Here is a 20,002-nt window from a genome sequence, read left to right on the forward strand (position 1 = left end):
CTCCATTTCATTTAAGAAATGGAGGCTTTCGTTTTTATTTTGTAGTACGGCAGAGTGCAATAATCTCTGCTGAAGATTATACTGAAATAAGAGGTTTTACTGCTTTTGGGAATGAATAAGTATATAAAGTTAATAATTTAGTATGCTTTTAACTAAATAATTTAAAGGATGTAGCTTATGGAATGGAAAACTGACAGAAAATCCAAGAAGCCTTTATATAAACAAATAGCGGCTTACATCGAGAGTGGAATAGCTGATGGAACATTTTTATTGGATAAGCCGCTACCGTCTGAACGCTTCTTGGCAAGTGAACTGGGAGTTAACAGAAGCACAGTTGTTGCGGCATATGATGAATTGGAAGCAAATGGACTGGTTGAACGAATAAAAGGTAGCGGAACGATGATCAGCAAGGATATCTGGGGAATTACACGAAAGCGCATACCCAGCTGGAATAGATATATCGAAGCGGGTTCTTTTTTGCCCAATATGCCAGTAACCCAAAGAATACGTAGAGAGGCGGAAGGGCATAACCTTATTAACTTAGCTAGCGGGGAGCTTTCAGAGGACTTATTTCCAGTCCAACCCTTACGTGAAATCATTTCCAATAGGTCCTTCATTGGTAGCTTGGGTTATGATCACCCTCAAGGCAATGCAATTTTAAGGGAAACGATAACCAATCATGTGAAACAGTATAGGAGAATTGACACGGATCCATCTTCCATACTCATTACTTCTGGTGCACAGCAAGCCCTGCATCTGGTGGTCCAATGCTTGTTAAAGCCAGGTGATACAGTCGTATTGGAAGATCCTTCATATAGTTACAACCTTCCCATCTTTCAATCCGCTGGCCTAAGAATTTTTCCTTTACCAGTTGATAAAGATGGCATCAACCCAGAGGATTTACTGGAACTCCATAAAAAACATCGGATCAGGATGATTTTTTTGAACCCTATATTTCAAAATCCTACAGGAACTGTCCTTCATATCAACCGTCGTAAAAGGATTCTTGAACTTTCATCCCAATATGGAATACCGGTCATAGAGGACGATCCTTATAGTTTAACTTCCTTTGCCGGTGAAGAAATTTCCACTCTTAAATCGATGGACAACAACGGAAATGTTTTATATATAAGCTCTTTGTCAAAAATTGTTGCTTCCGGTTTAAGAATTGGGTGGATCATTGGACCGAAACCAGTCATAGATAGACTATCTGATGCTAAGCAGCAGGTTGACTTCGGTCATGGCTCATACACTCAATGGATAGCAAACGATTTTTTGGATTCAGAGTATTTTCCTGCCCATATTGCCGGCTTAAGGGGGCATCTGGAAAATAGAAGGGATGCAATGGTTTCGAGTCTTCAACAATTCCTGTCAAAAAAAGTTGAATATTATTCGCCAAATGGCGGAATTCATTTGTGGTGTAAGCTGAAAGTGGCATTGAACGAAATAAAGTTACTGGAGGAATCCATCAAAAGGGGAGTCATATATGTTCCGGGTTCAACGCTAGGTACAGATGAGGGATACGTACGATTTACTTTTGCAAGGGAAAATGAGGCTTCCATTCACGAAGGCATCAAAAGGTTTGCAGAGGCGGTAAAAAGTTTATAATCATACGCTTTGATATTCACGAGAAAGAGTCATGATGATTCCAGACTGTAGACAAACTTGATGAAAACTCAGTTTGCCTGCAGTTTTTTTTATTAAAAAGTGTTGATTTCAGAAATCCGCTCCCTTTCCGCCGACTGTCTGCCAAGCCTCCTCGACTCAAGCGTCTGTGGGGTCTCGGCTAGCCAGTAATTCGGCAGGAGTGTCGCAAATTTCTTCAACCTAATGAGGGTTCCATCCATATAAAAAATAAAAAAACATGAAGGATAATCAGGTCTTCTTTAAAATCATGGTTCAGGATGAGACCATTTCGAACCATGATTTTAAAACAAAGTTGATTGGAACGTAAGGTACGAGACTCCTGCGGGAAAAGCGCGTCGAAGGGAGACCCCGCAGGCGAGCGCCGAGGAGGCTCCCGGACAGCCCGCGGAAAGCGAGTGCCTGAAGTGGAAATCAACATCTAAAAATTGTAACCATACCCGAGGGGTTGAAGGTCTTTTTTGTGGATACAAGTTAGGCATGAGTTCCTGCAATCCGCGGTATCTTAGCCATTTCTTCAGTAGCACTTTGCACTTTTCTATGTATATTACGAAAGAATTCAGCAAGTGGATGGTGGAAATTTCACTTAATTGGATGGTCCAAAAATTGGTTGTTCTTTTATTATAGAGAAGTGGGCTTTTTCTAATATATCTACTCATTAAACATGAAGCGCGATCTACGATGGGAATCGGAATGATTTTAAATGGATCAAGGTAATGGATAATAATATTTGGAGGCGTTGAATCATGACGATAAGTGTAATATTAGTAGTGGCCATTAGTTTAGTTGCTCTGGTTGGCACCCTTTCATTAACGGGGAAGAGTGATAGTAATTATTCTGCAGCAACGAGAGGGAATTTGTTGAACCTTAGTTATATTTATATTGGTCTTGCGCTAGTATTAACTGTGGGTATCATCTACTTCGTAATAAAATCAGCCTAAGAAAGCGTGAATGATTATTATAATAGTATATCAAAATGCATAGAAATATTGCCTTGATTCGTAAGACATACTCTATTTGCTTGTGAAAAAATGTGAATTTGTTCACAAATGTTACGGAATATGAACAAAAAGAATCTGATAGATGCCTTGAAACAATCACCTTTGTAAGCTGAGTGAACAATCCTTTCGACATAATTATGGATGAAAAATATATAGATGAATCATTAAATAATAGTGTAGCGGAGATGATCAAATATGACATGGCCTGTATTGATTTTGACAATTATCTTAAGTTTGCTTAAATTATTAGTTACCTGTCTTCCAACCGATGCCGTGAATTGGATTATGAGTAAATTTAAAATACATTCTGAAATTAGTGACGCGGATGCAATCGTGACCTTTGATGGAAAGCGCTTGGAAGGTGAAGATAAAATTCAAGTGCTTAATTACTTTAACGAAGCTAAGTTTTTGAAAAAAAATCATATATTTCCCGGGAACGAGAAATTGTTTTTGCATCCAGAGAACAGTGGGACTCCCATTATAATTGATGTAAAAAGAGGAAAAAACGATGTTAGATTATATGTGTATATGTACAACGACCATGTGGACGTAGTCAAACAGTACAAGAATAAAGTAGTGGCGTATAGTCTTCTTTCCGAGAGCCTTCAAGAACGTTCCATGCCAGTAATAAGGAATTTAGTTTAAAAGGAATAAAAGTGAACTGCACCCCAATTGGAGATGCAGTTTTTTTATGAAGAATAACGAAAAGGACTATCGCTCAGGTTCAGCTAAACAAGCAAACTGATAACTTTTAGATGCCAAAAGTCAGTCGGTCTCGGTTAATACCTTTAAAGTCTTTTCCCTGATGCTTATCCGGTTTTTATAATCTTTTGCTACCAACTCTGTATATAATAAATCAAAAAGCAATAGGAGCGGAAGCAATGGAGAGATGTTTTGTCCCATATGCATGCTGTTTTTGCTTGTGACCAATAGTGTTAGATCGCCAAGCTGGGAGAGCTCGGAATTCTTATCTCCAGTAAAGACCAAGATGCATGCGCCTTGCTTCTTTGCGATTTTAACTGCAGAAATCACTTCTTTCGTCGTTCCGGAAATGGAAATGCCGATGACAACACTATTCTCGTTACTTAAAGCTGCATCCATCATGGACTGATGGGGGTCTGTAATGGCTTCGACAGTTAAGCCGATACGAAAGAACTTAGACTTGAACTCCTGGGCCGCTATACCAGAACTCCCTATTCCATATACATGAATCTTATTTGCCTTTGTAAGGAAAGAGACAGCTTTTTGGATATTGTCATATGTCGTTATATGAAAGGTATTATCAATGATACCTAAGTGATCTTGATACAGTTTAGCGAAATAATCCACCTGCTTGATGTTCTTCATGTTTTTCGGCGTATTTCGGAGATCGACGAACCTTTTTAACTCATGCCTGAACTCATTAAACCCAGAAAAGGCTAATTTCTGGCAGAAACGCGTAATGGTTGCAGGTGAAATATGGAGCTTTTTAGCTATTTGGCTGATCGTTAACTGACTTACTTCTTCAGGGCGCTGCAGAATATAATGGGCCAATTCTTCCTCTGTTTTGGTGAACTTGTCCATGCTGCATTCTATGCCATATATGAGGTTTTCTGCTAGGTATTCCATTTGATCACCCATTTCGGATTTCTTATCTGTATTTATAGTTTAATGTATCCAGTAGGGACGTCAATAACCGGAGGAACGTTTGCAGCAATTTGAATCGAAAAAAAGACCCAAACTGCTGCCAGTCTGGGTCTTTTCTTTACCATGTGCCATTTTCTATTCTTGGATGGCGTCCACGAATCTTTTGGTGATTTGCTGCGGCCTGGTAATGGCACCGCCCACCACTACTGCATGGACGTTCATATCCAAAACAGAGCGGGCGATTTCTGGTGTGATGACATTTCCTTCAGCGATCACTTTCGCTTTGTTCACTGCTTTTACAATCTCTTTGAGCACAGCATAGTCATCCTGATATATTTTCTCGCCGAGAGTTTCGTTCGTATAGCCGTATAAAGTGGGCGCCACAATATCGAATCCTAAATCGTCAGCGTATTTGGCTTCCTCAATGGTGGATACATCCGCCATTAGCAGGACGTCCGGATATTTTGCTCTTATTTCACCATAAAACTGCTTTAGCGTTTTACCGTCCGGCCTTACACGGGATGTAGCATCCGTCGCAATGATTTCCGCTTTGGTTCCCATCAATGCATCAATTTCGGCCATGGTGGGAGTGATATAGACATCGTTTTGTCCATACACCTGTTTAATGATCCCTATGACTGGAAGGTCCACATTTTTCTTGATTTCCATTATGTCAGCTACAGAGTTTGCGCGAATGCACTTCGCACCGCCTTCTTTGGCAGCAATGGCCATGCGTCCCATAATAAAAGAGCTGTGCAGCGGCTCATTCTCCAATGCTTGACATGATACAATTAAGCCCTTGTGAATTTTATCCAGCACCTGTTGCATGTTTAACACGTCCTTATCGTTGTCTATATTCTCAATGTCCCAAGAATTCTTCCACTTCATTTTTGATGATCGTCACTTGGGGACCGTAAACTATTTGAATGCCGTTTCCTTTTTTTACGACACCTTTTGAACCGGTTTGTTTTATGACGTCTTCTTTCACCAATGTTTCATCCTTTACCGTGACACGGAGACGGGTTGCACAGCAATCGACGATCTCGATATTTTCCTGTCCGCCCAATCCATTAACGATGGTCTGGGTTCTCTCTGATGCCGTTACTTGTGTAACAGCGGCCTGCTCATCATCTTCACGGCCAACCACTTTCAAATTCTTCTTCCTGATCAAGAATTTAAAAGTGAAGTAGTATAGGAAAAACCACGGAATGCCGACGAGAAGTACATAAATCCAGTTTGTTTTACTGATGCCCTGGAGTATCCCGAATAAGGTAAAATCAATAAATCCTCCAGAGAAGGTTTGACCGATCGTTATATTGAATATATCTGCCATCATGAAGGCAAGTCCGTCAAACAAGGCATGAAAAACATAAAGGATCGGTGCGACAAATAAGAAACTGAATTCAAGCGGTTCGGTGATGCCTGTTAAGAAAGAGGTCAAGGCAGCTGAAAGCAGCAAACCGGCCACGACTTTCTTATTTTTAGGTTTAGCGCAATGGTAAATGGCCAATGCCGCGCCAGGCAGACCAAACATCATCGTGATGAACCGTCCCGACATGAACCGGGAAACACCCTCATAATATTTGACGGTAGTTGGGTCGGCCAATTGCGCAAAGAAGATATTCTGGGTCCCGCTGACAAGCTGCCCTTTAATCTCCATCGTTCCGCCTAAAGCTGTTTGCCAGAAGGGAAGGTAGAAGATATGGTGCAGCCCTAACGGCCCGAGCATCCGTAATATGAATCCGTAAAAGAAAGTCCCGATCGTACCTGTGCTCGTTACCAGCGCACCTAATTGGTTTATGAAAAGTTGGAAATAAGGCCATACGATAAAAAGCACGGCTCCAACCAAGATGGACGCGAAGGAAACGATGATGGGAATGAAACGGGAACCCCCGAAAAACCCTAACACTTGCGGAAGCTGAATTTTATTATATTTATTGTGCAAAAGTGCGGCAACGATCCCTACTACGATACCGCCGAACACACCGGTCTCCAGTGTCTGGATCCCGACCGCCATTCCTTGTCCGGCACCTGCCAAATTGTCTTTGGCAAGTTCCCCGGTTATTTGAAGCAGTGCATTTATTGAACTGTTCATGACGAAATAGCCAATCATGGCAGCCAGTGCAGCGGTACCTTTATCCGAACGTGCCAATCCTACTGCAACACCTACGGCAAAAATAACCGGCAAGTTGCCGAATACGATGCTTCCTGCAGAACTCATTATCGTGAAAATGGCCTGCAGCCAAGCAAAGTCTAAAAATGGATAGGCTTCAACTGTATTTGGATTGGAAAGAGCACCGCCAATTCCCAGCAATAAACCGGCCGCTGGCAAAACGGCAATCGGGAGCATAAAAGATTTACCGAATTGCTGCGCTTTCTCGAAAGCTTTCTTCATAATGATTCCTCCCTCATTTAACGAGCCTTTGATACTCTTTATTTTTTATCGCTCTATACTAGCTATATTAAATCCCTTTGAGAGCGTTTTCAATGCGATGCAAGGTTATATCAACTGTTTTCAATCTTGTGCTTATTTCTCTGAAAAAGTTTTCATTAATAGAAGGTGCTGGATTGGATAAAAAGTTATATGAATATATTGAAATCTTTATTGCTTATTTTTATAATTCGTGTATTGGTGAGTAAACGTACTATTTAATAAGAAAAAACATTTTTTTTATCCAAAATCCGAATATTATCTTGTGCAATTAAGAAAAAGTATATATAATTACCTCAAACGATAGTTTGGCAGGTGATAGTCATCTTACCGATAAACGCTAACGAAACGAAGAAATTGCTTTCTCATATGTATAATGAGGTATCGAAGGAATTGTTCGGCTTTGGTACGACGCTGCTGAAGGTTACTGTTGAGCAGAATGTGATTACATTTCAGGCCAAACATCGACGTGCCCCGCGCTCTGAAGCTTTAGAAGGGGAAGTTCCCAGCCTGAAGCAGGAGGTTGACTTTCATATGTCCCTGCTTTATAAAAAGAAACTGAAACAAAAGCTGGAAACGCAAACGAATTGGGATATCGAAGCTGTCCTGAGGGATTATGACTCAGCGACACAGCTGTCATTCACCAATATTGTATTGAAGGAAAAAATTATATAATCATATAAATGGATTTCCCTTCGGATTTATCTGGAGGGAACGCCGCTAGAGAACCAAATGATAAGTTTTATCTTTGTTTACAAAGAAAAGACAATCTTGGGTAGAATTTCAATTCTATTTAAGATTGTCTTTTTTTACATTTATATAAGTAAAAAGGAAAGTTTAAACAATATAAAATTGGAGGTTTGGATGATGAAAAAAATATTGATGATGTTATCGCTTTTCACATTAGTTTTAGCTGCATGCTCTTCAAAGGACAATGGAAAGGAAAAACCAGCCAAATTAGTCGTTTCCACTTGGGGATTCGCCGATGATTTCTTCCGTCCTGAAGTCTATGAGCCATTTGAAAAGAAGCATAATGTAGAGATTGTTGTTGATTCAGGAAACAATGCAGATCGATTGAACAAAGTACGCCAAGCGAATAGCGATGTGGATGTTATTTATTTATCCGACTACTATGCACAGCAAGGCATCGATGAAGGGTTATTTGAGAAAGTTGACTACAGCAAAATTCCGAATATTGATAATATATACGACAAAGCAAAAGCACCGAATGGCGAGGAGTTTGGACCAGCCTATACGATTGCACAATTTGGCATTGCCTATAATCCCGATGAATTGAGTAAACCGATCACCTCTTGGAAAGATCTTTGGAGCAAGGATTTGGCAGGGAAGATCACGATTCCATCCATCACTTCAACAACTGGACCGATGTTTTTGGATGCCGCTTCAAAAGTTAGCGGAAGTAAAGAGTTCAATGAAGATAAAGCCTTCGATCAAATGAAAAAGATCATGCCGAATGCGGTTAAGGAATATGGGCAGACATCAGAGTTCGTCAACATGTTCTCGCAAGGGGAAATCGCTGCAGGCCCGATCATGGAAATGTATTTTGGCGATTTACAGGAAGCCGTTCCTAATGCTAAGTTCATTTCCCCTGAAGAAGGCGGCTACGCAGTGATGAATACAGTGAATATTGTTAAAGCCAGCGATCAAAAAGAATTGGCTGGCGAATTCATGAATTACATCTTAAGCAAGGAAGTTCAGGAAAAATCAGCGAAAGCGAAAGTGGATTCTCCTGTCAATACGGAAGTCAAGCTCTCTGAAACGGAAGCGAAAGGCTTAACCTATGGAGATGAAGTCATTAACAGCCTACGTGTATTGGACATGAAGTTTGTTAATGAAAACTCGAAACAATGGATCGATCGTTGGAATCGTGAGCTTACACACTAAGAAAGAAACGAGGTGTGCTTGATGAAGAAAAAAATGATTCTTGATGTGGATACTGGAATAGATGATGCAATCGGGATCATTCTTGCTGTTAAAAGCCGTCAATTCGACATATTGGCGGTCACGACAGTGAACGGGAATGTATCACTTGATACGGCCACATTGAATACATGCAAAATATTGGATTTATTGAATGAACAGGACATTACAGTCATAAAGGGGGCAGATAGCCCAATTATCAGGAGCCCCTTTTTTGAACACCGGATCCATGGCGAAGACGGGATTGGCGGAGCCTTGAAGGATGTGCCAGTCAAAAAGCGGCCTGATGATGGATTTGCTTCTGATTTCATCATCAATTCCATTTTGAATTTTCCTGGTGAAGTGACGCTTGTCATGACGGGACCTCTTACGAATTTGGCATTGGCGGTGAAAAAATGTCCGCAAATCACCAAGCTCGTTAAAGAAGTCATTTTCATGGGCGGAGTTGTCAAAGGGGTTGGCAATGTCACGCCAACCTCTGAATATAACACGTATGTCGATCCTGAAGCAGCCAAAATCGTATTACAGGCGGGATTCGCATCGATCACGCAAGTTGGTCTTGATGTCACGAGAAAGGTTTTATTGGGTGAAGAGCATATCCAATTGATTCAAAACCATGAACTTGCTGACTATATAAGGCAAAGTACATCAGATTATCGGAAAAGGTATTTTGAACGTAACGGCATATGGGCATGTGCGATGCATGATCCATTAGCTGTAGCCATTGCTTTGCAAGAAGATCTTGTCACCAGAGAAGAATATTATGTGGATGTTGAAACAAAAAGCGAGCTTTGTGACGGACAGATGGTTTGCGACTTTCAAAATAGGCTGGTGAAGCAGCCGAATGCGCAAGTTTGTCTGGACGTCGATGCGGAAGCGTTTTTCGACCTGTTCATTCGCATAATCAATTCATAAATAATACGAACAGGGGGTTCCGAGGTGAAGAAACGCTATCTATACCTGTTGCTGTTACCAGGCGTTCTATTTTTAACGATTTTCATGATCATTCCGATCCTAATGACGATTGGCACGACCTTTTTTCAAGAAGGCGGCGGTTTTTCCATACAAGGATATCTCGACTTTTTCCAAGACCGATACTTTATTGAAATTCTGCTGACGACACTTAGGGTGAGTCTGTTCACGACAATCATTTGCATTCTATTGGGATTTCCAGCAGCTTATTATATTTCAAAACTGAAACAACGAAAAAAAGCCATCATGCTTTTGCTGACGATCTTCCCGCTATTAACAAGCCCTGTTGTCCGCTCATTCAGTTGGATGGTGATCATCGGTAAAAACGGTGTGGTGAATAAATTGCTTATGGGCATGGGCTTGATTGATAAGCCGCTTGATATATTGTACACGCCCACTGCCATCATCATCGGATTGGTCCATTTATTCCTGCCATTGATCATCGTGACGCTGGTGGGTGTGATGGAGAACATCGAGACTGACTTATTAAAAGCGGCGGAAAGCCTTGGAGCATCAAGGTTGGCCGTATTCTCAAAAGTGATCATTCCGCTTTCGGTTCCAGGTTTGGTCATTGGCAGCATCCTTGTTTTCGTAGGAAGCTTCACGGCTTATACTACGCCTGCTTTATTAGGCGGGAAACAGCGGGTCATTTCGACCTTTCTTTATCAAAACGCGATTACATTGAACGAATGGCAAGTGGCATCGATAGTCGCTACGATAATGATTGCCGTGACAGTTCTGATCATATCGATCATGAATGGTTTGGCAAAAAAATTAAATCCAAAGGGGTAGAGGTGTATGCAGGAAAAAAATCGAGGATTGGCCCTGTTTACACTCCTGGTGTTCCTTTTTTTACTAGGGCCTTTGCTTATCATATCCGTTACGTCATTTGAAGGCGGAAATATTTTGAAGTTCCCGCCAGAAGAGTTTTCTTTAAGATGGTACGAAAATATTTTTAATGTGGACATGTTTTTGGTCGCTTTTAAAACTTCCATCCTTGTTTCACTGGGTGGCAACCTCTTGGCACTGTTACTGGGAGTGCCGGCTGCCTATGCATTAAGCCGGTTTGATTTCAAAGGGAAAAGCGTGATAAATGCCTTTTTCGTTTCGCCAATATTAATACCGGGAATAGTGCTGGGCTTTGCGTTTTTACGTTACATTGTGGGGACTTATCAGCTTCCGATATATGCGGCCCTGTTTGTGGGACATACTGTTATCATGCTGCCTTTCATCATCCGTGTGATTTCTTCAAGCTTATCAAACTTTGACTTTTCCATTGAAGAAGCGGCCGAGAGTCTCGGAGCGAGTAAATTGGGCACATTCTTTACAGTCGTCCTCCCGAATATAAAATCAGGAATTCTGGCGGCAGTCATGATCGCCTTCTTGGAATCCTTTAATAATGTAGACATTTCAGTTTATATGACAGGCCCTGGGGTAAGTACGTTTCCGATTCAGATGCTGACGTATGTGGAGAACTACTTCGATCCCACCATTTCGGCCATTTCCGTATTGCTCATGTTCATAACGGCTTTCTTCATGTTTATAGTAGAACGGCTCATGGGATTGTCTTATTTCACAAAACGATAAAGGAGGTAATGATGGGTGGCTTTATTCACTTTACAGGATATATCTGTAGCATATAACAAACAGAATATATTAAAGGATTTCAATCTAGAGATTGAAAAAGGGAAACTGGTATCCCTTCTTGGCCCGAGCGGCTGTGGGAAAACGACGACCCTGCGTTTAATTGCCGGGTTTTTACAGGCGAATGAAGGGAAGTTTTTATTCAAGGAAAAGGACTATACGAAAGTGCCCGTCAACAAGCGGAACTTTGGCTTTGTGTTCCAAAACTATGCATTATTTCCGCATTTGTCGATATTCGATAATATTGCATTCGGTCTCCGTCTGAGAAAGAATGCTAAAAGTGAAATCGAAAAAAAAGTAATGAATGTGCTCGAGATCGTTAATTTGAAAGGTTTTGAAAAACGATATCCCCAAGAGCTTTCCGGAGGGCAAAAGCAGCGGGTAGCGATTGCCAGGGCGCTGGTGATTGAGCCGGACATCCTCTTATTTGACGAGCCATTGAGTAATCTTGATGCCAACTTAAGGGTGAATATGAGAGTCGAGATTCGCCGTATCCAACAAGAGCTGGGGATTACAACGGTATATGTTTCCCATGACCAGGAAGAATGCTTTTCGATATCCGACCAGGTGGCGATCATGAACAAAGGGATCATCGAACAGCTAAGTGACCCTGCGACCATTTACAAATATCCTGAAACCAAATTTGTCGCGGACTTCATTGGCTTCAAGAACTTCATTGACTTCGATAAGCGGACAGATCATGACGGTAAAATCGAACTGAACAAATCTGGATACTCATTTGTGCTGCACAAGGATCCGCAGATGAGCAATTCAACGGGAAAAATAGGCGCCATCAGGCCTGACGATCTGTTGATCCGGGAAAAAGATAACACGGGAGCTGTTCAGGAAAATAGTTTACCTGGCCGAGTCAAGGTAAGTACGTATCTTGGAAGAAGCTATCAATATGTCGTTGAAACTCCAATAGGGGATTTCACTGTGAACAAGGAAATGGCGGAATCCTATCGGACGGGTCAGGAAATCATCCTTGAAATTCCGAGAAACCAGATGGTGCTTGTTGACTAGCTTAGGAGGGTAAGTTATGCGAATGGATATGCTTGTAAGGGATATCAACGTGTTTAACAGCTATTTTAAAAGATTCATTAAAGGGAATGCAGCCATCAAGGATGGAAAGTTCTATTATATTGGAGAACGTGAATTGGATGCCTTCGAGCCGGATACAATCGTCGATGGACAGGGGAAGTATATGGTTCCAGGTCTGATCGATATCCATCTCCACATTGAAAGTACGATGGTGACGCCTGCGACTTTTTCCTACGGGTTAATCAAAAATGGCGTGACGACGATCGTGCCGGAACCGCATGAAATGGCCAATGTTTTCGGCATTTCCGGTGTGAAGGAAATGATCAAAGCAAGTCAAGATTGCGTAGCGGATATGTTTTATGCCATCCCGAGTTCCGTTCCAGCCACATCGATGGAAACAACAGGCGGTTCGATCGAAATAGATGATATTGACGAATTGATGCAAACAGAGGACATTATATGTCTCGGCGAGATCATGAATTACTATGAGGTCATAACCGACCCGGATTGCAAAACGAATAAGATCTTGTCCCATATCCGTTCCCGTTATCCAGATTTGATCATAGAGGGGCACGTTCCAAAGCTGCTCGACTTGGACTTGCAAAAGATTATAAATGCCGGAGTGAATTCAGATCATACACACCAGACTGTGGAAGGGATGGATGCGAGGATCGCTGCCGGGATGTTCATTGAGATTCAAGAGAAATCAATGACTGAAGAAGTGATAGATTACTTGAAGGAAAATCAGGTGGATGAACATTTCTGCTTTGTCACCGATGATGTCATGACCGATTCTTTCCAAAACAGAGGACATCTGAACGTCCTTTTAAAGAAAGCCGTTCAAATGGGGATGACTCCGGAAAAAGCCATTTATGCATGCACCTATACACCTGCACAGCGGATGCGGATGTATGACCGCGGCGCCATTGCACCTGGAAAAACAGCAGATTTCCTGCTGCTATCGGATTTGGAAACATTTGAAATTGAACAAGTATACAAAAAAGGTGAGCTAGTTTATGAATCTTCACGGCCATATGTCCAAGAAGTGAAGGAAGAACAATTTCCTGAGCATTTCTATCAAAGTGTGAAGCTTGCGGAACTTACCGAAAACGATTTTAACATCACGATCCCGGATAGGCTTGAAAGCAGCAAGTGCCGGATCATAAACGTGCAGAACGGTTCTACTTTCACATCTGAAACCAATGATCATTTAGATGGGAAGAATGGTCAATTAAGCTGGGAGGAAAGCCCTTATGGTTTAATCGCCACATTCGAACGATACGGGAAAAACGGTAATCGGGCACACGGGTTGATTACCGGCGATGTATTGAAGCGTGGAGCTGTCGCAACAACCTATTCGCATGATAACCATAATCTTTTGGTGATTGGCCATAACAAGCAGGATATGATGATTGCCGCTAACGAAGTAATAAGGAAGCAAGGCGGTGTCTGCTGCGTCCACGATGGCAAGGTCCTATCGATGATTCCTCTGCCGGTAGGAGGGATTCTTTCCGAAGAGCCGATGGACATCGTATCAAAGCAAGTTCAGCACCTGACAGATGCACTTAAATCGTTAGGCTACGAACATTATAATGTCATTATGTCATTAAGCACCTTATCGCTTCCTGTCAGCCCGGCTCTGAAAATAACCGACCATGGATTGATCAACGTGAACGAAGGGAAAACAGTCCCTCTCATAATGAGTGATGAAGCTTAAACCGAAAAGGGGATTATCCAATGGATAATCCCCTTTTATTAATGACTTACCTGGCGTCAAATGTTAGCTGGACTTGTTTATTTTCATATAATTACCATTAAGGTAAAAATATGATAAAATAGAGGAACAACTGAGGATAGAGTGGTAGGTCACGCTTTGCTTTTCCATCTAATGATAGATTGGAAAGGAGGTGACCGCTTGATTCATTTCTTATTGAACTTGATTACAGATATGGGTAAAGAGATATTTGTTGCTGTAGCAACCAGTCTTATCCTGTCTATGTTCGCCAAGAAACGGAAAAAGAACCACTCATCCTCCCAAGATGGCAATGGTTCTTCTTCTGACGATTAATTAAGTTAGTTGTGACCAACCACTCTTGCTAGTTGTCAGCCTCATGTTAGCGCATGAGGCTGTTTTTAGTTTATGTCAATATAAGGATAACATACCCCGATTTTAAAGTAAATATTCAGACAATGAAAAGGGGAGAACCATGGGCTTGGCTGCATTGTTTTCTTGAATCTTTTAATAAAAATTTGGAAAATGGCAAAAAACGAATTGACTCTTTCTTACTGATATGGTATGTTAATTCCAATCTAAGAAAAGGTGTGGTGTTTTATGTCGGGAGTAGGTATCAACTAATTTAGTTGAATAAGGTATTTAATCACTGATATGTCAGTGGATTACGTATGCCTTTTTTCACAGTGTAATTCTGCATTGTGAATACCTACCTTAAGACTGCTTCCTTTTCCATAAATCGTGTAACATGCAGGTGTTACGGCGAAAAGCATGGTGGGATTTGTCCTATCATGCTTTTTTGTGTACGCAGGTCTATTCGAGCTGCCCTATTTGTTATCGATTTTAGGCACTTATCCATGGATAAGGCCGATGCCCGCAGGAGCTTTCTACTCAAATGGCTTGTTCATTTGTAAAGGTAGGGGGGACCATTGCGGGCATTTTTTGGATTCGGGAATTTTAATCACTCACTCATTCAAGGAGGATCATTAGATGAATACAATGACTTATGAAAAATTACAATATATCCAACTCAAGGAAATGGTTAAAAATCATTGCGTAAGTGGTTTAGGGAAAGCGTTATTGGATCAGCTTAAGCCGAGCAGCACCTTGAAGGTCGTTAAAAATCGTTTGAACGAGACCACGGAGGCAAGGAACTTACTGAATGCGGAAAGCCATATTCCCTTAAAAGGCATTTCTCATATTGGCCTCCATATCGACAAACTGGAAAAAGGAATGATTTTGGAGCCGTCAGAGTTAGTGGCGATAGCAGACTTCTTAAGAGGCTGCAGGAATATCAAGAAATTCATGACCGATAAAGAGTTCTTTGCACCGACACTGCATTCCTATGCCCGCTCCATGACTGAATTCAGGAGCATCGAAGAAGAAATCCAATTCACGATAAAGGGAAATGCTGTCGTTTCCGAAGCAAGCAAGGACCTGAAACGGATTAGGAACCAAATCATCAAGACAGAAGGTAAAATAGAGGAACGGCTGAATAAGTTCTTGAAGAGCGGAGCCAATAAAGAGTTCATTCAGGAATTTTTCATCAGTAAAAAGGATGATCGCTACACCATCCCGATCAAAGCCTCCTATAAAAATCAAGTGGCCGGAACGATCGTGGAAGTATCCGCAAAAGGGGCTACCGTGTTCATTGAACCTGCCTCTGTTACGAAATTGAATGTAGAATTGGCAAGCTTAAAAGCGGAAGAATCGATGGAGGAGTATCAGCTTTTGGCCACACTATCCGGAACGGTTTTCGAACAGCTGAAACCGATCAAGATAAACATCGAGCTGATCAGTCAATATGACATGATCTTCGCAAAAGCCAAGTTCAGTAAAAGTATGGATGCCATCGAACCGAAAATCAATGATCACGGTTATATTAAATTAACGAGCTGTAAACATCCACTATTGCCGCAAGACAGCGTACCTTTGGATTTTGAAATCGGTAAGGACTATCGCAGCTTGATTATTACAGGCCCTAATGCCGGGGGGAAAACTGTCGTCCTGAAAACGATCGGCATCCTTACATTGGCTGTCATGTCAGGACTGCATGTTGCCGGGAAAGAGGGGACGGAGCTTGCCGTCTTTGACCAGGTATTCGTCGATATCGGTGATAATCAAAGCATGGAAAATGCACTGAGCACGTTTTCATCGCATATGAAAAACATCTCGGAAATCATGGGGGCTATAACCAATAACTCCTTGCTGCTGTTCGATGAAATCGGGAGCGGAACGGAACCGAATGAAGGAGCCGCATTGGCGATTAGCATCCTTGAGGAATTTTATCAAAGGGGGTGCATAACCGTTGCGACGACCCATTATGGTGAAATCAAGCGCTATTCGGAAATACACGGTGATTTCATGAATGCGGCCATGCAATTCAACAGTGAAACACTTGAGCCAAAATATAAGCTGTTGATCGGTCAATCCGGGGAAAGCAATGCCCTTTGGATAGCCAAAAAAATGAATGTCCGTGAAAAAGTTCTGCAAAAGGCAAAGCTCTATATCGAAAATAAAGACTACGACTTGGAGCATGTCCAGGAAAGTAAAATCAAAAAAGCGAAGCCAGCAGCCGTACCTAAAGAAGCATCTTATGAATATGAAGTCGGTGACAAAGTGAAGGTAAACGAACTGAATGGATATGCGATCGTTTATAAGAAAAAGGACTCCTACAATAATGTCGTCGTACTTTTCGAAGATACCTTCAAGGAAGTTCATGCCAATAAGCTCGAACTTGAAATAAAGGCCGTCGATTTATACCCTGAAGGCTATGATCTCAATACTTTATTTGTCAGCTACAAGGAAAGGAAATTGAACCATGACTTAGAGCGGGGATCGAAAAAGGCGCTAAAGAACGTAGCAGCGGATATCCGGAAGAAGCTTGGTGAATAGTACGATCATCAAAAATGCAAAAAAGGCTGCAGGCAAAAAGAGTTCTATCCAAATTTGTGCAAGCAAAAAAACTGTAGACAAACTCGATTTTCATCGAGTTTGACTACAGTCTGAAGCCTCTCTAAATGAGAGGCTTTTTTACATTGTATTGCCAAAAGTCTATTTTATTGAATTCTTTTCCTTCTTTCATTATACAGATTGATCAATTCTGCATTTTGCTCATTCATCTTTTTCACATTCTTATTAATCGTTGCCAATTCCCAAAGTACAGCCAATCCAAAGATTAGCATAAGCGTTAATAAATCCATTGTTGCCCTCCTATTGATGTTGTGTACCTTTAATTAAATGATTCTTTTCAATTGGATCATTTCCTTAACCCGGGAAGGCAAGTTCTTTCTTTGAAAATAATTGTTTTGAATCAAAGCATATATCACTAAAAAAGTTCCGAGTAATTCGTAGGATGATAGTGATCCTCCTTGGATGAAAACGATGGCCAACGTGGTGATTGGAACTAAATTGATAAATAGGATTCCATTGATCGGCGTTAAAAGTTTAATGCCTAAATTCCAGCTTAAAAGAGCTATGGCACCAGGGAAAATAATCATGAAAATCATCTCGCCATAAATGGATTGCATAACCTCTGCCGTAGGGACGGACAGGCCCATTGCCGTTGCGAGGAATGTTATGATGGCTGATACGGCTGTTCCTAAAATGCACGTTAAAGTTGAATAGCGAAGTGTTGACCATCCGTTGAATTGGTTGCCGCCCATCGTATAAATAACCCACCCTATAACCCCGATAAGAATGAAAAGGATAGGGATGATACTATCTTTCAATAAAAATACGAATGATAAGCTGCCATTGGTAATGACAAGAATGGCCCCTATCAAGGCAAGGAACATGCTGGCGATGGTATACTTCATGGGTCTGGCATTTTTGAAAACCCACAGAATTAAAATTGAAATCATGGGCATTAATGATTCCATGATGGAAGCAACAATCACCCCGTTATGCCCCAGTAAATCTTGCCCTGCGAAAATGAGAAAGTTGTATACAGTGAACGCCATCGTCCCAAAAAACAATAATTTCTTTCCTTCCCCTTCCAGGCTAAAAGACTTCTTACCCTCTTTCATTAAAAGCAATATCCCTAAAATGACGCTAACAGCTAAATATCGCAAAAAAGCGAAATAAAAAGGATCAATATACATTAAGGCCCTTTCTGCAACTGGAAACATCGCTCCCCAAGAAATGCTGGCAGTCAGACATAAAAGTGCACCGATTAAAACTTGATTTTTTTTCATAAAAGCTTCCCCTCAAAAATAATGATTGATTTAATTCCTATACACACCTTATGATAAAGTCATTATCATGTAAAATGACTTAAAATGAATATAATCATCATTATTAATGATAGTTGAAAAGGGGGGGGCACTTTTATGGAAATGCGGGATTTGCAAATATTCCAGTGCGTCGCTAAATATGGCAGCGTAAGTAAGGCGGCCGTTGAGTTGAATTACGTCCAATCCAATGTAACGGCGAGGATTAAGCATTTAGAGCAGGAGTTACGGACGCCTTTATTCAACAGGCATAAACGTGGCATGTCTCTAACTGCGGAGGCCAGAAAAATGCTGGAGTATGTAAACAAAATTTTGCTTGATGTGGAAGAACTCAAGCAAGTATTTCTGGATAGTGAAACACCTACAGGGATATTGAATATCGGTACAGTTGAAACGGTCAGCGATCTTCCCAAGATTCTAGCCTCCTATCATAAACAGTATCCAAATGTCGATTTATCCATAAAGGCGGGGTTAACAGAAGACTTAATCAAAGATGTCATTGAACACAGGCTGGATGGCGCTTTTGTTACAGGACCGATCAAACATCCGCTCATTCAGCCATACGATGTATGTACAGAAAAACTTGTATTAGTTACAAGAAATGAAACATTTAACCTTGAAGAAATCATAACAGAACCATTTTTAGTATTCAGTCAGGGGTGTGGCTATCGCTCTAAACTGGAACAATGGCTGAGGGAAGAAGAAGTGATGCCCAAAAGGATTATGGAGTTCAATGTATTGGAAACGATCTTAACCAGCGTAACACTCGGCCTTGGCATTACCCTCGTACCACATTCGGCGGTAAATCACCTAACAGCCAATGAAAAAGTCCACGTGCATCCAATTCCGGAAGAATACCGCAATATCTCGACAGTTTTCATTCACCGTAAAGATGCTTATATGACAAACTCGATGAAAAGCTTCTTGCAAACGATTGAAGCTCATCATGAAAACCTATTTAAGCAAAACCCTGGACCTACTCCTGAGCTGATATGAAGGAGGAGCAGCAAATCGCTTTACATAGAATGATAGGGGATCGCTGAAACAATTATTTTAGGCTGCGAAACTATTCATAAAAAGTAAAACATGGGGATACAGGGACAGCGATATAGCATAGTATGGTATTTATTATTGCTTCGGTTTCCTTATGCTTGTCGTTTATTAATCATGTTACTTCTAGAAAGTATTTAGCATTAACCAAAGGTGGACCAAACGTTAACTTGGAAAAGCATTTGTGAATTATTTAGACAAAAGCCAACGATTTCGTTGGCTTTTTGTCTGTACAATCATTTCAATTATCATACATTCAAATAACCTACTTAAACTAAACTGGTAGTTTAACTATAGAAAAATTGTATTACTTTTCATCAATTGGGAAAAAATATAAATAATAACAAGAAGGAGGGAACAGAGATGGAAGTAAATATGAGTGTTGAAGAAGTCGTAAATCAAATTTCTGACTTAGTAGAAAAAGAAGGGAAGCTACCTCGAAAGAAAGAGGTAAAGAAGTCAGATCCGGAGTTAATGAAGAATGCATTGTATTATTTTCCTAGTTGGGATACTGCAGTAGAACATAGCATTGGATCTTAACCATAAACGATACATAAACATTTATTTTTCAAATTAGTAGAAGTTATGAAGGCCGCCAATTGGCGGCCTTTTGAACGTGGATTTTTTACATTATCATACATTCAAGCACTCCCTATTCAAACTATCTATTGAATAGTTTACTTAAATA

The 20,002-nt window shown here is 41.0% G+C and carries 19 protein-coding genes; 14 read left to right on the forward strand and 5 right to left on the reverse strand.

The genetic code is table 11. From position 1 onward, the window contains the following. Positions 1 to 177 precede the first annotated feature (177 nt). The 3 genes from pdxR to ACIROD_RS11190 all read left to right on the forward strand — a co-directional run bounded on the left by pdxR (position 178) and on the right by ACIROD_RS11190 (position 3,290). Positions 178 to 1,608 (forward strand): MocR-like pyridoxine biosynthesis transcription factor PdxR, encoded by a 1,431-nt coding sequence (gene pdxR / locus ACIROD_RS11180; protein ID WP_402940745.1) that lies wholly within the window; start codon positions 178 to 180, stop codon positions 1,606 to 1,608. Between the two features lie 782 nt (positions 1,609 to 2,390). Then, the gene (locus ACIROD_RS11185) at positions 2,391 to 2,585 is read left to right on the forward strand and encodes a hypothetical protein (protein ID WP_101224389.1); all 195 of its coding nucleotides are present in this window, start codon (positions 2,391 to 2,393) and stop codon (positions 2,583 to 2,585) included. A 255-nt stretch (positions 2,586 to 2,840) separates the two neighbouring features. Continuing rightward, positions 2,841 to 3,290 carry a YfmQ family protein gene (locus tag ACIROD_RS11190; RefSeq protein WP_048687504.1) on the forward strand — a complete coding sequence of 150 codons (450 nt, stop codon included), beginning with the start codon at positions 2,841 to 2,843 and terminating at the stop codon, positions 3,288 to 3,290. Between the two features lie 120 nt (positions 3,291 to 3,410). On the opposite strand, the gene ACIROD_RS11195 is transcribed toward ACIROD_RS11190, so the two are convergent. From ACIROD_RS11195 to ACIROD_RS11205, 3 genes are all read right to left on the reverse strand, one after another. After that, a complete protein-coding gene (locus ACIROD_RS11195) occupies positions 3,411 to 4,253 on the reverse strand; it encodes a MurR/RpiR family transcriptional regulator (protein WP_053537367.1) in 843 nt (280 codons plus the stop codon). A 153-nt stretch (positions 4,254 to 4,406) separates the two neighbouring features. Further along, positions 4,407 to 5,099 (reverse strand): N-acetylmannosamine-6-phosphate 2-epimerase, encoded by a 693-nt coding sequence (locus ACIROD_RS11200; RefSeq protein ID WP_402940750.1) that lies wholly within the window; start codon positions 5,097 to 5,099, stop codon positions 4,407 to 4,409. Positions 5,100 to 5,130: 31 nt separating this feature from the next. Continuing rightward, the gene (locus ACIROD_RS11205) at positions 5,131 to 6,666 is read right to left on the reverse strand and encodes a maltose/glucose-specific PTS transporter subunit IIC (protein WP_048687501.1); all 1,536 of its coding nucleotides are present in this window, start codon (positions 6,664 to 6,666) and stop codon (positions 5,131 to 5,133) included. Positions 6,667 to 7,026: 360 nt separating this feature from the next. Here ACIROD_RS11205 and ACIROD_RS11210 point away from each other — a divergent pair, with 360 nt between their 5' ends. The 9 genes from ACIROD_RS11210 (at position 7,027) to ACIROD_RS11250 (ending at position 16,927) form a co-directional block, all read left to right on the forward strand. Continuing rightward, entirely contained in the window at positions 7,027 to 7,377 is a 351-nt protein-coding gene (locus tag ACIROD_RS11210; protein WP_402942878.1) for a DUF2294 domain-containing protein, read from the forward strand. 192 nt (positions 7,378 to 7,569) lie between these two features. Continuing rightward, positions 7,570 to 8,607: an ABC transporter substrate-binding protein gene (locus ACIROD_RS11215; RefSeq protein WP_402940754.1), complete on the forward strand. Its 1,038-nt coding sequence runs from the start codon at positions 7,570 to 7,572 to the stop codon at positions 8,605 to 8,607. A gap of 21 nt (positions 8,608 to 8,628) precedes the next feature. Beyond that, positions 8,629 to 9,558 carry a nucleoside hydrolase gene (locus ACIROD_RS11220; RefSeq protein ID WP_402940757.1) on the forward strand — a complete coding sequence of 310 codons (930 nt, stop codon included), beginning with the start codon at positions 8,629 to 8,631 and terminating at the stop codon, positions 9,556 to 9,558. 24 nt (positions 9,559 to 9,582) lie between these two features. After that, positions 9,583 to 10,407, forward strand: a complete 825-nt coding sequence (locus tag ACIROD_RS11225) for an ABC transporter permease (RefSeq protein WP_260356765.1) — start codon at positions 9,583 to 9,585, stop codon at positions 10,405 to 10,407. 6 nt (positions 10,408 to 10,413) lie between these two features. Next, positions 10,414 to 11,202, forward strand: a complete 789-nt coding sequence (locus tag ACIROD_RS11230) for an ABC transporter permease (RefSeq protein ID WP_133350517.1) — start codon at positions 10,414 to 10,416, stop codon at positions 11,200 to 11,202. Positions 11,203 to 11,217: 15 nt separating this feature from the next. Beyond that, positions 11,218 to 12,282 (forward strand): ABC transporter ATP-binding protein, encoded by a 1,065-nt coding sequence (locus tag ACIROD_RS11235; RefSeq protein WP_063575186.1) that lies wholly within the window; start codon positions 11,218 to 11,220, stop codon positions 12,280 to 12,282. A 16-nt stretch (positions 12,283 to 12,298) separates the two neighbouring features. Beyond that, entirely contained in the window at positions 12,299 to 14,017 is a 1,719-nt protein-coding gene (locus ACIROD_RS11240; RefSeq protein ID WP_402940762.1) for an adenine deaminase C-terminal domain-containing protein, read from the forward strand. 198 nt (positions 14,018 to 14,215) lie between these two features. Further along, positions 14,216 to 14,368 carry a hypothetical protein gene (locus ACIROD_RS11245; RefSeq protein WP_153246156.1) on the forward strand — a complete coding sequence of 51 codons (153 nt, stop codon included), beginning with the start codon at positions 14,216 to 14,218 and terminating at the stop codon, positions 14,366 to 14,368. Between the two features lie 654 nt (positions 14,369 to 15,022). Then, positions 15,023 to 16,927, forward strand: coding sequence for an endonuclease MutS2 (locus tag ACIROD_RS11250; protein WP_402940765.1), 1,905 nt, complete (start codon positions 15,023 to 15,025; stop codon positions 16,925 to 16,927). Positions 16,928 to 17,091: 164 nt separating this feature from the next. Here the strand turns inward: ACIROD_RS11250 and ACIROD_RS11255 are convergent, their stop codons facing one another. Both ACIROD_RS11255 and ACIROD_RS11260 read right to left on the reverse strand, forming a co-directional pair. Continuing rightward, a complete protein-coding gene (locus tag ACIROD_RS11255) occupies positions 17,092 to 17,235 on the reverse strand; it encodes a YrzO family protein (RefSeq protein WP_133350491.1) in 144 nt (47 codons plus the stop codon). A gap of 33 nt (positions 17,236 to 17,268) precedes the next feature. Next, positions 17,269 to 18,228 carry a DMT family transporter gene (locus tag ACIROD_RS11260; protein ID WP_402940769.1) on the reverse strand — a complete coding sequence of 320 codons (960 nt, stop codon included), beginning with the start codon at positions 18,226 to 18,228 and terminating at the stop codon, positions 17,269 to 17,271. Between the two features lie 135 nt (positions 18,229 to 18,363). Between ACIROD_RS11260 and ACIROD_RS11265 the strand changes: the two genes are divergently transcribed. Both ACIROD_RS11265 and ACIROD_RS11270 read left to right on the forward strand, forming a co-directional pair. Continuing rightward, positions 18,364 to 19,260 (forward strand): LysR family transcriptional regulator, encoded by an 897-nt coding sequence (locus ACIROD_RS11265; RefSeq protein ID WP_402940772.1) that lies wholly within the window; start codon positions 18,364 to 18,366, stop codon positions 19,258 to 19,260. Positions 19,261 to 19,677: 417 nt separating this feature from the next. After that, the gene (locus tag ACIROD_RS11270) at positions 19,678 to 19,854 is read left to right on the forward strand and encodes a hypothetical protein (RefSeq protein ID WP_402940775.1); all 177 of its coding nucleotides are present in this window, start codon (positions 19,678 to 19,680) and stop codon (positions 19,852 to 19,854) included. Positions 19,855 to 20,002: the final 148 nt, after the last annotated feature.

The organism is Peribacillus sp. NPDC101481 (genome assembly GCF_044767165.1).
In the GTDB taxonomy this organism is placed as follows: Bacteria; Bacillota; Bacilli; order Bacillales; family DSM-1321; genus Peribacillus.

Coding starts and splice junctions, on each gene's coding strand:
- pdxR (WP_402940745.1), top strand. CDS start 178: ATGGAATGGAAAACTGACAGAAAATCCAAGAAGCCTTTATATAAACAA.
- ACIROD_RS11185 (WP_101224389.1), top strand. CDS start 2,391: ATGACGATAAGTGTAATATTAGTAGTGGCCATTAGTTTAGTTGCTCTG.
- ACIROD_RS11190 (WP_048687504.1), top strand. CDS start 2,841: ATGACATGGCCTGTATTGATTTTGACAATTATCTTAAGTTTGCTTAAA.
- ACIROD_RS11195 (WP_053537367.1), bottom strand. CDS start 4,253: ATGGAATACCTAGCAGAAAACCTCATATATGGCATAGAATGCAGCATG.
- ACIROD_RS11200 (WP_402940750.1), bottom strand. CDS start 5,099: ATGCAACAGGTGCTGGATAAAATTCACAAGGGCTTAATTGTATCATGT.
- ACIROD_RS11205 (WP_048687501.1), bottom strand. CDS start 6,666: ATGAAGAAAGCTTTCGAGAAAGCGCAGCAATTCGGTAAATCTTTTATG.
- ACIROD_RS11215 (WP_402940754.1), top strand. CDS start 7,570: ATGAAAAAAATATTGATGATGTTATCGCTTTTCACATTAGTTTTAGCT.
- ACIROD_RS11220 (WP_402940757.1), top strand. CDS start 8,629: ATGAAGAAAAAAATGATTCTTGATGTGGATACTGGAATAGATGATGCA.
- ACIROD_RS11230 (WP_133350517.1), top strand. CDS start 10,414: ATGCAGGAAAAAAATCGAGGATTGGCCCTGTTTACACTCCTGGTGTTC.
- ACIROD_RS11240 (WP_402940762.1), top strand. CDS start 12,299: ATGCGAATGGATATGCTTGTAAGGGATATCAACGTGTTTAACAGCTAT.
- ACIROD_RS11250 (WP_402940765.1), top strand. CDS start 15,023: ATGAATACAATGACTTATGAAAAATTACAATATATCCAACTCAAGGAA.
- ACIROD_RS11255 (WP_133350491.1), bottom strand. CDS start 17,235: ATGGATTTATTAACGCTTATGCTAATCTTTGGATTGGCTGTACTTTGG.
- ACIROD_RS11260 (WP_402940769.1), bottom strand. CDS start 18,228: ATGAAAAAAAATCAAGTTTTAATCGGTGCACTTTTATGTCTGACTGCC.
- ACIROD_RS11265 (WP_402940772.1), top strand. CDS start 18,364: ATGGAAATGCGGGATTTGCAAATATTCCAGTGCGTCGCTAAATATGGC.
- ACIROD_RS11270 (WP_402940775.1), top strand. CDS start 19,678: ATGGAAGTAAATATGAGTGTTGAAGAAGTCGTAAATCAAATTTCTGAC.